Annotated in this window: 13 protein-coding genes and 1 pseudogene; 9 read left to right on the top strand and 5 right to left on the bottom strand. The window is 33.2% G+C overall.

From position 1 onward, the window contains the following. The first annotated feature begins 106 nt into the window (after positions 1-106). The 4 genes from mnmG to K5I29_RS11080 all read left to right on the top strand — a co-directional run bounded on the left by mnmG (position 107) and on the right by K5I29_RS11080 (position 6,126). A complete protein-coding gene (gene mnmG, locus K5I29_RS11065; protein ID WP_264433347.1) occupies positions 107-1,984 on the top strand; it encodes a tRNA uridine-5-carboxymethylaminomethyl(34) synthesis enzyme MnmG in 1,878 nt (625 codons plus the stop codon). Positions 1,985-2,064: 80 nt separating this feature from the next. Next, positions 2,065-2,916, top strand: a complete 852-nt coding sequence (locus K5I29_RS11070) for a class I SAM-dependent methyltransferase (RefSeq protein WP_264433349.1) — start codon at positions 2,065-2,067, stop codon at positions 2,914-2,916. Positions 2,917-3,195: 279 nt separating this feature from the next. Further along, positions 3,196-3,762: an OmpH family outer membrane protein gene (locus K5I29_RS11075; protein WP_264433350.1), complete on the top strand. Its 567-nt coding sequence runs from the start codon at positions 3,196-3,198 to the stop codon at positions 3,760-3,762. Between the two features lie 84 nt (positions 3,763-3,846). Continuing rightward, complete coding sequence (locus tag K5I29_RS11080; RefSeq protein ID WP_264433352.1) at positions 3,847-6,126, top strand: helix-turn-helix domain-containing protein; 2,280 nt, start codon at positions 3,847-3,849, stop codon at positions 6,124-6,126. Between the two features lie 31 nt (positions 6,127-6,157). Here the strand turns inward: K5I29_RS11080 and K5I29_RS11085 are convergent, their stop codons facing one another. The 5 genes from K5I29_RS11085 to K5I29_RS11105 form a co-directional block, all read right to left on the bottom strand. After that, positions 6,158-6,919 (bottom strand): hypothetical protein, encoded by a 762-nt coding sequence (locus K5I29_RS11085; protein WP_264433353.1) that lies wholly within the window; start codon positions 6,917-6,919, stop codon positions 6,158-6,160. A gap of 2 nt (positions 6,920-6,921) precedes the next feature. Then, positions 6,922-7,374, bottom strand: a complete 453-nt coding sequence (locus tag K5I29_RS11090; protein WP_264433355.1) for a hypothetical protein — start codon at positions 7,372-7,374, stop codon at positions 6,922-6,924. 8 nt (positions 7,375-7,382) lie between these two features. Continuing rightward, positions 7,383-7,886 carry a hypothetical protein gene (locus tag K5I29_RS11095; protein ID WP_264433356.1) on the bottom strand — a complete coding sequence of 168 codons (504 nt, stop codon included), beginning with the start codon at positions 7,884-7,886 and terminating at the stop codon, positions 7,383-7,385. Between the two features lie 363 nt (positions 7,887-8,249). Beyond that, positions 8,250-8,633, bottom strand: coding sequence for a DoxX family protein (locus K5I29_RS11100; protein WP_264433358.1), 384 nt, complete (start codon positions 8,631-8,633; stop codon positions 8,250-8,252). Beyond that, a complete protein-coding gene (locus K5I29_RS11105; protein ID WP_264433359.1) occupies positions 8,633-9,784 on the bottom strand; it encodes a DNA polymerase III subunit in 1,152 nt (383 codons plus the stop codon). Before K5I29_RS11105 ends, K5I29_RS11100 begins: the two co-directional genes overlap by 1 nt. Positions 9,785-10,025: 241 nt before the next feature. Here K5I29_RS11105 and K5I29_RS11110 point away from each other — a divergent pair. From K5I29_RS11110 to K5I29_RS11130, 5 genes and pseudogenes are all read left to right on the top strand, one after another. Continuing rightward, positions 10,026-11,212, top strand: a pseudogene (locus K5I29_RS11110) (phosphoglycerate kinase). A 98-nt stretch (positions 11,213-11,310) separates the two neighbouring features. Further along, entirely contained in the window at positions 11,311-12,258 is a 948-nt protein-coding gene (locus tag K5I29_RS11115; protein WP_264433361.1) for a lytic transglycosylase domain-containing protein, read from the top strand. Beyond that, positions 12,252-13,133 carry a muramidase family protein gene (locus K5I29_RS11120; protein ID WP_264433363.1) on the top strand — a complete coding sequence of 294 codons (882 nt, stop codon included), beginning with the start codon at positions 12,252-12,254 and terminating at the stop codon, positions 13,131-13,133. Before K5I29_RS11115 ends, K5I29_RS11120 begins: the two co-directional genes overlap by 7 nt. Before the next feature lie 38 nt (positions 13,134-13,171). Continuing rightward, on the top strand, positions 13,172-14,170 hold the full coding sequence (locus K5I29_RS11125; protein ID WP_264433364.1) for a DUF4837 family protein: 999 nt from the start codon (positions 13,172-13,174) through the stop codon (positions 14,168-14,170). Further along, entirely contained in the window at positions 14,154-14,591 is a 438-nt protein-coding gene (locus tag K5I29_RS11130; protein WP_264433366.1) for a GNAT family N-acetyltransferase, read from the top strand. Before K5I29_RS11125 ends, K5I29_RS11130 begins: the two co-directional genes overlap by 17 nt. Positions 14,592-14,620: the final 29 nt, after the last annotated feature.

The raw sequence follows: 14,620 nt of genomic DNA on the forward strand, positions 1-14,620 counted from the left end.
TAATCACCTAAGTTATTCAGTATTAGTTTTATTGAATTATTTTGCACTTGTGATTTTTATTATTTAAGATTATTTAGATGTGGATTGTTCCACGTGAAACAAAATTATGAGTTTATTTGAAAATCAATATGATGTTATTGTAGTTGGTGCAGGGCATGCCGGTTGTGAAGCTGCTGCTGCTGCTGCTAATATGGGATGTAGTACGTTATTGGTAACTATGTCTTTACAAAACATCGCGCAAATGTCGTGTAATCCTGCTGTTGGTGGTATTGCTAAAGGGCAAATTGTACGCGAAATTGATGCGCTTGGTGGTTATACAGGAATTGTTTCTGATAAAACCGCAATACAATTTAAAATGCTGAATATGTCTAAAGGTCCTGCTATGTGGTCACCACGTGTGCAATCGGATCGAATGATGTTTTCGGCTGAATGGCGTGCAACCTTAGAACAAATTCCGAATCTTGATTTTTATCAAGAAATGGTTTCGGGAATTATTTCTGACGGTAAAACCATTCAAGGAATTCGTACCAGCTTAGGAATTGAAATAAAAGCGAAAACGGTTATTTTAACAAACGGAACGTTTTTAAATGGTTTAATTCATATTGGTGAAAAACAATTTGGAGGAGGTAGAGCAGGAGAAGGTGCTGCATTTGGTATTACCGAAGATTTAATAAAATTAGGTTTTGAATCGGGCCGAATGAAAACCGGAACTCCGCCGCGTGTAGATATTCGTTCGTTAGATTTATCTAAAATGGAAGAACAACCTGGGGATGTTAACCCACAAAAATTTTCGTATTTAGATATTACTAAACCTTTAACTAAACAAAAAAGTTGCTTCATGACGTACACATCGCCAGAAGTACATGATTTGTTACGTACCGGATTTGATCGTTCGCCTATGTTTGCGGGTAGAATTAAATCAATCGGACCGCGTTATTGCCCTTCAATCGAAGATAAAATTAATCGATTTGCTGATAAAGATCGCCATCAAATTTTTGTTGAACCCGAAGGTTGGAATACGGTTGAAGTTTATGTAAACGGTTTTTCTACTTCGTTACCAGAAGAAGTGCAGTTTAAAGCTTTGCGATCGGTTGTTGGTTTTGAAAACGTAAAATTTTTACGTGCCGGATATGCTATTGAATACGATTATTTTCCGCCAACCCAATTAAAACATACGTTAGAAACCAAGTTGGTTGACGGTTTATATTTCGCTGGTCAAATTAACGGAACTACCGGTTATGAAGAAGCAGCAGCGCAAGGAATTGTTGCCGGTATAAACGCGGCATTAAAAGTTCAGGAAAGAGAAGAATTTATTTTAAAACGTAATGAAGCTTATATTGGAGTTTTAATTGACGATTTAATTACTAAAGGAACGGAAGAACCTTACCGTATGTTTACTTCTCGTGCTGAATATCGTACGTTGTTGCGCCAAGACAATGCCGATTTTAGATTAACGCCTATGTCGCATGCGGTTGGATTAGCAACGGATGCCCGTTTAAAACGCATGGAAGAAAAGTTATCTAAGTCAGAAGCTTTTGTTGAGTTTTTTAAAGAAACATCGGTTAAACCTACGGAAGGAAATCCTATTTTAGAAGCAAAAGGATCGAGCTTAATGACGCAAACCGATCGTATGTATAAAGTATTTTCTCGCCCACAAATTGAGTTAGAAGATATGTTGAAGTTCGAAAAAGTTCGCGAATATATTCAAGAACATGATTTAGATGAAGAAATGATTCAGCAAGCTGAAATTCAAGTTAAATATTCGGGCTACATAGAAAAAGAAAAACAGAATGCCGATAAGCTTACGCGCTTAGAAGATATTCGTATTCCAGAATCATTTAATTACGATAACATCAAATCGCTTTCGTTCGAATCAAAAGATAAATTAAAACGCATTCGTCCGGTAACTATTTCACAAGCTTCTCGAATTTCAGGAGTTTCACCGGCCGATATTTCTATATTATTAGTACATATGGGACGTTAATGTTCCACGTGAAACATATTTAAAAGTAAAAAAGTCAACGTCAAATTGTTGACTTTTTACTTATATAAAATAAAATGACCATGAATTTTGATTCTCAAAATGTGTTTTTAGAGGTTGAAGATTATAGCGTTTCTCATCAAAAGTTTAAATTACTTTACAATGAAGAATACGATATTTTAAAAACAGATCCGCAACCCAATGCAACCGATTTACCTAAATATTACGAAAGCGAAGATTATATTTCGCATACCGATGGTAAACGCAGTTTGTTTGAAAAGTTGTATCAGGTTGTAAAAACCAAAAATAATTCTGACAAAGTAAAACTAATAACTAAAACCAATGCAGGAGCAGGGCGTGTTTTAGATATTGGTTGCGGAACGGGAGATTTTTTAATTGCTGCATCTTCTGCCGGATGGAAAATTACCGGTTACGAACCGAATGAAAAAGCTAAAACTTTAGCATGTAATAAAAATGTAGAATTGGTTGATGCAACTGAAGAATTAGCTGATGCAAGTTTTGACGTTATTACCATGTGGCACGTTTTAGAACACGTTGCAGATTTAAATGCACAAATAGCAGAATTGTATCGCTTGTTAAAACCCGGAGGTAAATTAGTTATTGCAGTACCAAACTTTAAATCTTTTGATGCAAAATATTACAAACAATATTGGGCAGCTTATGATGTACCTCGTCATTTATGGCATTTTTCTAAAAAAAGCATTCGTAAAATTTTTGAAGAGCAAGCCTTGTTTTTAACCGCGGTTGAACCTTTAACTTTTGATAGCTATTATGTAGCCTTATTGTCGGAAAAATATAAAACCGGAAGTATGAATCCGCTTAAAGCTTTTTGGATCGGATTTCGCTCTAATTTTAGTGCAATGAATACGCGCGAATATTCGTCGCACATTTACTTGCTAAAAAAAGACCTGTAATTGGCAAAAAACACAATTTTTACAAGGTGAAATCGTTTTAAAGCTGTTTTAATACTGAAATTAGCGTTGTAATAATACTAATGTTGTATATTTTAAAAAACAAGCTTAAATCGCTTAATTTGAAGTCGTTTTTAATTTATAAATATTATTGTTATCTTTTTTTTAATAGATAATATTTATATTATAGAATTGTTAAATACAGAAAAACTTATTACAACAATATTTGATTAAAATAGAAATATTGTTATTTTTACTCCATATTAATTATCTTAACTTAAAATGAAAAAAATATTCGTATTAGCATTTGCTGCGCTTTCTTTTGTTTCTTGTAATAAAGGTTCAGACGCTTCTTCGTACAAACAAGGTTATGTAGATACAGCAAAACTTATTGAAAATAGTGATGAAGCTAAAGCTATTGAAGAAAAGTACAAAAACAAGTCTGAAGAAATAGGCAAGGAATTACGTGCTGAGATTGAAGCATTTGAAAGAGAAGCAAAAAACTTCCAAGCAAACGCTCAAGTTAAAGGTATGCAATGGGCTCAAACAGAAGGCCAACGTTTAGGTCAAAAAGAACAAGAATTACAAATTAAGCAACAATCGGCTTTACAAACTTTACAACAAGAAAGCGGTAAAGACATGCAAGATTTAGTTGCTAAAATGAAAGAACAAATTTCTGAATACGGAAAACAAAACGGATATGATTTTGTTTTAGGTACTGGTGATGCATCAACCGTATTATTTGCAAAAAGCGAATACGATTTAACAGAAATTGTTACCAAACTTATTAACGATAAGTACAAAGGTCCTAAAGCAGAAACTAAATCAGATTCTACAGCAGTAAACTAAAAACAGTTTATTTTAACCTATATATAAAAAGCCCTTCGAATTATTCGTAGGGCTTTTGTATTTTTACCAATTAATGCAAGTACTATGGATCAGAGTCAACATCTTTCGGATTATGTTTTAAAGTTTATTAACCAAACCAAGCAAAGCTTGTTCTTAACAGGTAAAGCAGGAACGGGTAAAACAACCTTATTAAAAAAAATTACCGAAACTACGCACAAAAATTTTGTGGTTGTTGCACCTACTGGTATTGCAGCTTTAAATGCAAAAGGCGTAACCATACATTCGTTTTTTCAGTTACCTTTTGGCGCATTTATACCCGATTATAGCGCAACGCAAATGTTGTCGGATTACGTAAAGGTAGAAAGCCGAGCTACGTTAATTCGTCATTTTAAAATGAATGGTTTAAAACAAACTTTGGTTCGTAACCTTGATTTGTTAATTATTGACGAAGTTAGTATGCTACGTGCCGACGTTTTAGATGCCATGGATTTTATGTTGCAAACGGTTCGTAAATCGGCCGCTCCGTTTGGTGGCGTTCAGGTGCTATTTATTGGCGATTTACAGCAATTACCACCCGTGGTAAGACAAGAAGAGTGGGAGGTGCTTAAAAAGTACTATAAATCGGCGTTTTTCTTTCATTCAAAAGTAATTTCAGAAAATCCGATTTTATATATCGAACTCGAAAAAATATACCGTCAATCCGATCCAACTTTCATCAACATCTTAAATAACTTACGCAACAATATTGTTACCGCGTCTGATTTGGCTGTTTTAAACGAATACGTAAACCCTGCTTTTGAGAGCCATACCACCGAAGGTTGGATAACCGTTACCACGCACAATGCTAAAGCGGATAAAATTAATACTGAAGCTTTAAACAAATTAAACAACGCAAGTTTTTATTACGAAGCCGAAATTGTTGAAGATTTTCCGGATAAAATTTTTCCGTTAGATGCAACTTTAGAACTTAAAGTGGGGTCGCAAGTTATGTTTATTAAAAACGATTTATCGGCCGATAAACTTTTTTACAACGGTAAAATGGCCATTGTAACGAAGTTAACAGCAAACGAAATTTTTGTACGTTTTCCAGAAGATAGCGTAACTATTGAAGTAGAAAAATATGTGTGGGAAAACATAAAATACACCGTAAATCCGCTAACAAAAGATATTGACGAAGAAATTATTGGCACCTTTAGCCATTATCCTATAAAATTAGCTTGGGCCATAACCGTGCACAAATCGCAAGGTTTAACTTTTGATAAAGCTGCGCTTGATGTAAGCCAGGTTTTTGCGCCCGGGCAAGCCTACGTAGCTTTATCGCGTTTGCGTAGCTTAAAAGGCTTGGTTTTGCTTTCTCCGATGCGAATGAATGGCATGACAACCGATATTGAAATTATGGAATTTGCTAAAACCAAAACCCCACAACAAATGTTAGATAATAACTTGCAAGCACAAACGCTGCAATATTTGTATGTAGAATTGCGCCAAAAGTTTGATTTTTTAGATTTAACCAAAGCGTGGTACAACTTAAAAAGTTCGTACGTTAACGAAACTACGGCATCCCCTAAAGGAAAAATTCAAGATTGGGTTTCTAAACAATATTTATTAATTGATGCCTTGCAAGATTCTGCCCAAAAATTTGGCAATCAATTAGCCAAATTGTTTACCACGCATCCGGTTGATTTGCTTTTTATTCAGGAACGTTGCCAAAAAGCGTTTGATTATTTTTTTCCGTTTCTAGATAAAATGGTAGACGAATTGTTGTACGAAATTGCTATGGTACGTCGTCAAAAAAAGGCCAAACTTATTTTTGAAGAATTAACTGCGATTGAAGAACTTTTGGTAAAACAGGTTTTAGATCTTAAAAAAACGCTGCATATTTTACAGCGCTATATTGACAAGCAAACGATAGAAAAAAGTTCGGTAGAAACGCAAGATATTAGCGAATACAAAATAAATAAGCTGGTTGAAATTGCCGATAGAATTCGTGCCAATAGCGGAGAATTAATTGAATCTCCGACCGATTTAACCTATTACGAATCGGACGCCAAAAAAGAAAAAAAGGAAAAGAAACCAACGCTTGATGTTACTTTAGAACTTTGGCGCGCTAAATTTACCGTGAAAGAAATTGCTGACGAACGTAAATTAACGCAAACCACCATTTATGGGCATTTGGCAAAATTGATTCAGAAACGCCAAATTTTAATTACCGAAATTATTTCGAAAGCGAAGATTAAAAAGCTCGAAAAACTTTTTGAAAGTTACGACGGCGAAAGCTTAACCGAATTAAAAGAAATTTGTGGCGATGCTTTTACGTATGAAGATTTACGTTTGTATAAAGCAACGCTGGATTTGGATAAATAAATAAAAACCAGCCCTAGGGCTGGTTTTTTATTTAAAATTCAAGATGAATTTCTAATGAGAACTCATTTAAAGTTTGTATTTTTTCTGAAAAGCCCCCCTTTAAAGAAAATAAGGATACGCCTCCAAAATTAATGTCTAAATTAGCAGCGATTTCTAATGTCTGATTTGCTTCTTTTGTAATTTTTGTTTTTAATACTTGAGTTTCAAGTATGTTATTTTTTTTTGGGTCGCAACTTTTTACAAAGTGAACTAATTCTTGGTCAAAATATAAATTATCATTTTCTATCCATTTTGTAGCTTCTGAATGAGCATCTTCTAAATTAAATTTGTCTGTTCTAGTGAATGTTTTTAAGTTTAGATATTCATTTTTAAATTTTTCTTCAACTTCTTTTTTATATGATCCTTCTATACTACAACCTTTATATTTTACTCCTCCATTAATATCTTTCTCTAATTTTTTAGTCTCTAAAAGACTAGAGGTTATTTGTATTTTTTTTGCACCTAGTTTATCTGCCATTTCAATATATCTATGAATTTTTTCTTTATAGATGTATTCTTCAAATTTAGATTCTTCAATATAGAGATCATTTATAGTCGGATGTAATAAAAAAATAGTGTTAATATCAAAATTTGTATTATCAACGATTACTTTATTTTTCTTTAAAAAATCATCTTTGTCATATTCATAAGATAATACTTTTATAGGTAAACTACTAAAATTAGAATTTTTAGGTAGTTGATATTTGTAATTTAATGATTTTTCATCGTCTTGAAATATAATTACTTTACTCATAATTAGTTTTTAAGCATTTTAGTTAGAATTATTATTGCCCCAATTGCTAAAAGAAAAAGAAGAATTTTTTTTTTAATAATTTTATTGTTAGAAAGTTTAGCTATCACTTGTTTTAAGTGTTCTTTATCAAGATTTCTATCAATAAGTTCTGAATCATTTTCTAACTTTTTTACAATTGTATCCCAATCACTATCTTCTTGATTGATGTAAAAAATATAATTAATAGCTCTATCTGCATTATCCTTATCTAAATAGTGCGATTTTATAAAAATTATTTTATCTGATGATTTGATCGTAATTTTATCGTCCTTGTATAAATTTTTCCATTCATCAGCTTCAAAAATATAGTCACTACATTTAATGATTTCAAATTCATCAGTAGTCAGTTTACCGTCAATAATACAGTAATCATAACCAATATTTGTTTCTTTTTGAGAAATTAAAAATCGATTCATAATTAATTTTAATTAAAAATTTTATTAATAACTGATTTTGTTTCTGATATATTAGTTAAATTAATAAATATTATACCTTCTAACATTTCGCTATATTTTTTATCTTTCATTAAGTCAAAAAATTTAGACTTAGCGATGCTTTCTGTTATCATTAATTTATCTTTATGCGTTGCAAATATTATAACCTTTTTACTATCTTTATGAATGTTTATTAAATCTAAACGAGAATTGCAGTCTCTTCGATAATGCAATCCATCTATTGGATCAATATAATTATTTAAGTATTTTTCAATATCGAGAAAGTAAAAAATGACATCTGCTTTTTCTATAATTTTTGTATACTGATTAATATAAGTTGTATGACCTCCTATATCTTTACCTGCGCCTATATATATTTTTTTACCACTATCTAAATTAAAAGTAAAACTATCATATTCTTCAATATTATTACTACCTGGTAGTACTTTTGCTCCTAAAGTTTTTAGAAATGTAGTTTTTCCTGCTACCCGCATACCTAATATCCCAAGTTTATTTTTTTTAGGATCATCAAAAACGCCTGGTATTGCAGCTACTGAACCTCCAACTACTAAAGCTACAGCTCCCCAAATTAAAATTGGATGATTAATGGTAATGTTATCATATTTATTATTTAAAAATTCATTAAAGATTTCTTTTAGTAGAAAACAGTATTTATTTTATGAGTTCTATAATTTATTATTTTTTATAGACAAATAATGTCTTTTGTATTTTACAAGTAAAAGTATGATTATTGCTTAGAACAATATTGCAATTTTTAGTAAACACCATATTTTTCTGAGTGAGCAACCCATATAAAATCAAAGCGCCCGATTTGCATTCGCAAATCGGGCGCTTTGTTATACGTATAATAAAGCGAGCAAGCTCGGAATTAAATAAATCACAATGGTCCGGGCGCCGTCAAAATCTTTAGCTAAGCGCTGCGCAATAAGCATTAAAAACAAGCAAATCAGGTTTAGGTAATTCGCATAAACAACAAATTCTGGAGTTTTATACAATAACAAGTAAAATAAACCTAAAGCCGAAAAAACAGCCGTTAAAACTTCAAAACCAATTAAAAGTAATAAAGCCAAAGGCACGCAGTTTTTTAAAGCCGAATTTGCAAAATGCGGTTGCATCCAACCTAAAGTTGCTTTGTAATTAAAAACCTTTTCGTAGCTCGAAATCCAGTACGTAATGTTTAAAAAAACACAAAAAGCCAAGGCAAAAATATAAATGTTCATTAAGGTTTAGTATGTAATAAGCGGGTTAAGTTTAAGCTTAAATCGGTAAAAATAAGGTTCGAGTTTCCGTTGCGTTCCAAATGATAAATCGCATCGGTTAATTCTTTTTCAAACTGAAAAATATTGTTGTGATGCACAAACGGAGCAAAGTTTTTTAAATCAAACTTTTCAACTTGCGGTTCCATATAAATTAAATCCGGAACTTTATAATTTAATAAAAAAGCTTGTCGAACCATTTCTAACGTATGATGCAAAAACAATTTTTGTTGTTCTTTGCCCATTTTAGCAGCTTCTTCGGCCCAATTAAGCAATTCTATGGTATAATCTTTACGTTTTACCACGCCGTACGCAGAACGCATCCATTTAACAAATAAGGCATCAAAAACTTGTTCTTCGTTTTCCTGATTGCTTAGCTTTTTTAAAACCCAATTGTAATTGCCTTGCGATTGATGCGCTAACTTTACAGCCATGTTTTTGTCTAACCGAAAGTTGTTGGTTAAGCTTTCAATAATATTTTCTGGAGCAACCGGTTTAAAACGTACTATTTGACACCGCGAAATAATGGTTTGCAACAAGTTAGATTCGTTTTCGGTAATTAATATAAAAACGGTGTTATCGGTAGGTTCTTCTAAAAGTTTTAAAAGCTTGTTCGCCGTTTCAACATTCATTCTATCGGCGCACCATATAATCATAATTTTATATCCGCCTTCGTACGATTTTAGAGCTATTTTCTGAAAAATTTCTGTGGTTTGATCAACCCCAATAATGGGCTGCGATTTAAAACCAACAAAATCTGCCCAATCGTTGTAATTGCTATACGGCGTTTGCATAACAAATTCGCGCCATTGCGATATAAAAGTTGCCGATGTTGGGTGTTTTTCGTCTTTAGGTGTTTTGTTTACCGGATAAATAAAATGCAAATCCGGATGATTAAATTGCTCAAATTTTAAATTGCACGCTGCATTACCGCCCTGGTTTTCGGCATCCGTATTATTGCACAAAATATATTGTGCGTAAGCAATGGCTGCAGGTAACATGCCCGAACCTTCGGCTCCGATAAATAATTGCGCATGCGGAATTCGACCTTGATCTGCACTTCGGGTTAAAAGTTGTTTAACCTCGTTTTGTCCTATAATTTCAGAAAATAACATAAAGCAAATATACTTAAACTTTAAAAAAATAGTTTATAACCATTCAGGCAATTAGCATCGTGTTTTTTTAACAGTAAAATACTGATAATCTTTGCGTTGAATAGCATTTTTTGTGTGGTTTTAATTTTGATTCTTTACTTTTAGCTTCTATTTTTGGATTTTAAAAACCCAAGGCAAGCTTCAAGTAGTTCAAAATTTATAGTTTAAACCTTACATTTGCAACACACTAATTTTAATAAACATGACAACAAGTAACGATTTTAATTTTAAAGACCAAAAAGCGATTATTCGTGTAGATTTTAACGTACCGTTAAACGAAAATTTTGAGGTAACCGATGTAAACCGCATCGAAGCTGCAAAACCAACCATTGATAAAATTTTAAAAGATGGCGGAAGCGTAATTTTAATGTCGCATTTAGGTCGACCAAAAAATCGTGAAGAAAAATATTCATTAAAACACATTGTAGCTAAAGTTTCTGAAATTTTAGGCGTTCCGGTAACTTTTGTTCCCGATTGCATTGGTGAACAAGCCGAACAAGCAGCCAAAAACTTACAACCTGGTCAAGTTTTGTTGTTAGAAAACTTACGTTATTACCCGGAAGAAGAAAAAGGCGATGTAAAATTTGCAGAGCAATTAGCTAAGTTGGGCGATATTTATGTAAACGATGCATTTGGTACGGCGCACCGTGCACACGCATCAACAACCATTATTGCTCAATTTTTTCCAGAAAAAAATGCTTTGGCGAATTGTTAGCGAAAGAAATTACAAGCATCAATAAAGTTTTAAAAGATTCAGAAAAACCAGTAACTGCTGTTTTAGGCGGTAGCAAAATATCTTCTAAAATTACCGTGATCGAAAATATTTTAGATAAAGTAGATCATATGATTATTGGTGGCGGAATGACTTTTACGTTTATTAAAGCATTGGGCGGTAATATTGGTAATTCGTTAGTAGAAGATGATAAGCTAGAATTGGCGCTATCTATTTTAGATCAGGCAAAAGCTAAAGGCGTACAAATTCATTTACCTATTGATGTGGTTGCGGCAGATAGCTTTAGTAACGATGCCAACACGCAAATTGTAGATGTAAACCAAATTCCTGACGGATGGCAAGGTTTAGATGTAGGACCTAAAACGTTAGCAATTTTAGAACCTATTATTAAAAGCTCTAAAACTATTTTATGGAACGGTCCGCTTGGGGTTTTTGAAATGGAAAAATTTGCTAACGGAACCATTACTTTAGGTAATTTTATTGATGAAGCTACGCAAAACGGAACTTTCTCGTTAGTTGGCGGTGGCGATTCGGTTGCGGCCGTAAAACAATTCGGTTTAGAACCTAAAATGAGTTACGTTTCTACCGGCGGTGGTGCCATGTTAGAAATGCTAGAAGGAAAAGTATTACCTGGAATTCAGGCAATTATAAAATAGTTAATTAACAAATTTTTAAGATTAAAATCGTACATGACTTTTATTTTTGTTAACTTTCTTTAAAAATATTTTCTAAGCAGTGATTTAAACACAACAAAATGAACAATTTAAAACTTTTTTCGATCGGATTATTTGCTTTGAGCGCTGTGGGAGCGCAAGCGCAAAACCAAACTAATCCTGGTTCTTTCGAGAATAAAACACCGGTAACTTTTTTAGATTCATTAAAGCAAACTTTTGTTACTTACGAAAAAAGCAATAAAATAGATGAATTATGGATGAACGAACTGACTAATCAGGATTTGTTTGAAGAAATGTACGCAGACGTAACTTCAGCTGATACTGAGCAAGATGTTTCTTATAATTTATCTACCGAATTGTTAAAAGAAAGATTGGCGCGTTTAAACGAAAAATCACCGTTTAATGTGGTGTACAACCAAACTTTAGAAAATGTTATCAAATCGTTTTTAAAAAACAGATCTAAGTCGTACGAGCGCCTAATGGCGTTGTCGGAATATTACTTTCCGATGTTCGAAGAACATTTAGAAAAATACGATTTGCCCTTAGAAATTAAATACCTTGCTATTGTAGAATCTGCTTTAAATCCGCACGCAAAATCGTATGTTGGGGCAACCGGATTATGGCAATTTATGTACGCAACGGGTAAACAATATAAATTAGAAGTTAATTCTTATGTTGACGAACGTTACGATCCTATAAAAGCTACCGATGCAGCTTGCCAATATTTTAGTAATATGTACAAAATTTTTGGCGATTGGGATTTGGTTTTAGCATCGTACAACACCGGGCCTGGTAATGTTACCAAAGCCATTCGTCGTTCGGGCGGTAAAAAAAATTACTGGAATTTACGTCCGTACCTGCATCGTGAAACCCAAGGTTATTTACCTGCTTTTTATGCAACCATGTACATTTACGAATATCATAAAGAACACGGCATCAATCCTAAAAAAGCACCAATTGCTTATTTTGAAACTGATACCGTAATGGTAAAGAAAAAATTAATTTCAACCAAATTTCTGATTTGTTAGATATTCCGGCAGAACAAATTAAATATTTAAATCCTATTTATAAGGTTGAAGTTATTCCGTACATGACCGATAAACCGCATTATTTGCGTTTGCCTAAAGACAAATTGGCTATTTATCAAGCCAATGAAGAAAAGATTTATGCTTACGTGGATTATGAAGAAAGTAAAATTGAAAAACCTTTTGAAGGTACGCGTTTAGCAGATAACGGAACTTACGAAATAGTTACCAAAACTAAACTACATAAAGTTAAATCGGGTGAATCTTTAGGCGTAATTGCTTCTAAAAACAAAGTTTCAATTGCCGATTTACGCCGTTGGAACAACATTAAAGGCAACATGATTCGTGCCGGACAAAACTTAAAAATTCAAACTACTACGCGCGTAGCAGTTGCACCAAAACCTGAAGAAGTTCGTCCTAAAACAACGCCATTAATTGATAAAAAAGCAATTCAAAAAAAGGTGCGTTTAGCAAAAATTGCGCCCGACGATATGTATTTAAAACATGTGGTTGATGAAAACGAAACTTTAGATGTTATTGCAACAAATTACAACGTTTCTATTGCCGATTTAATGGCATGGAATGAAATTGAAGAAGATACCGATTTTACCGGCCAAACGTTATTAATTAGCTTGCCAGAAAGCGTAAAACAGCAACCGGCAAAAGCAAACCCAACCAAAACGGCCGAAAAACCAGCTAAAAAAGCAAATAATTTGGTTGAAAAAGCGCAGCAAGCCGAAATAAAAAAATATGTAGTTAGAAAAGGCGATACGTTGTATAAAATTTCTAACCAAACCGGATTAAGCATTGCTGAGCTTAAAAAAGTAAACAATTTAAAATCAGAGAAGTTAAAACCCGGACAAGTTTTAAAAATCTAAACCAATAAATTACTAAATTCGCTTTTCAAACCTTAACCATGAGAAAAGCGAATTTTTTTTACGTGATATTTTTTTCACTATTTTTAGTTGCTTGTTCTAACATAACCAATAGCGCCGGCAATTTACCTGCATCAACAGGAAACTTAAACGAAGTTGCTGTTTTTGTAGATAATAACTTGTGGAATGGTGAAATAGGAGATAGCATTCGCGAAAAATTAGCTTATCCGATTGATGGGTTAATTAATGAAGAAACTTCGCTGGTTATTAAACAATACGCCCCGCACGTAATTGACAATTCGGCCAAAAAAGCCCGAAATATTGTGGTGATTGAAAAAGGCAATGAAAACGAATTTATTCATATTGAAAATGAGTTTGCTTTTCCGCAAAACGTATTTCATTTTAAAGGCGAAACCATTTCTGATATTTTAGAGCTGATTCATTTACATGGTGATGTGGTAGAAAATGCCATTCGTTTTTACGAATTGCTACAAATTCAATCACAAATAGCCGAAGCTCCTTTTGATGATGCACGCATTCGCGAAAAATTCAATATTTCTTTATTAATTCCAGAAAGTTATAATTACGCTTTAACAGCACCAAATTTTGCTTGGTTAAAGCGAAACACACCAACCGGTAGCAATTCAATCATGGTTTACCAAGTGCCCGTTTCTCGTTTTGCAAAAGGCGATTTGGTTCGTAACTTTGTTGCCGTTCGTGATTCAATTACCAAAAAATACGTAAAAGGCGTTCCCGAAAATTCCTATATGCACGTAAATACAAGCTATGCACCATTTGTAAAAAAAATATTTTTATACGAAGATGTTGATGCGTTTGAATTTAGAGGAACTTGGGATTTAACTAATGATTACATGGAAGGGCCGTATTTGTGCTATTTGTTTATCACGCCAAATGCTGCAAATTACGTGTTTGTAGACGGATTTGTTTACAACCCAACTTTACCCAATCGCGATGACATTTTTGAGCTCGAAGCGATTATAAAAAGCATATATTTTAATTTTGATGAAGTTACAGATTAAATCTTTTACCGAACTTACCGTTACCGAACTTTACGATGCCTTACAATTGCGTTCTGAAATTTTTGTGGTAGAACAGAATTGCGTTTATTTAGATCCCGATGGAAAGGATAAAAAAGCCGTACATATCCTTGGGTATGTAGATAATGAATTAGTGGCTTACTCGCGCGTTTTTGAGCCCGGAATTTACTTTTCTAACGCATCTATCGGTCGGGTAGTTGTAAAAAAAGAACACAGAAAAGACGGTTATGGTTTTTTATTGGTTAGTAAAGCAATTGAAGTTGCTAAACAACTACATGCCGGACCAATAACCATATCAGCCCAACAATATTTAGAAAAGTTTTATCAATCTTTAGGATTTGAAACGGTTTCGGATATGTATTTAGAAGACGATATTCCGCATATAGAAATGTTGCACCCATAAAAAAAGTCCAGAATGGTTACATTCTGGAC

The organism is Flavobacterium agricola (genome assembly GCF_025919725.1).
In the GTDB taxonomy this organism is placed as follows: domain Bacteria; phylum Bacteroidota; class Bacteroidia; order Flavobacteriales; family Flavobacteriaceae; genus Flavobacterium; species Flavobacterium agricola.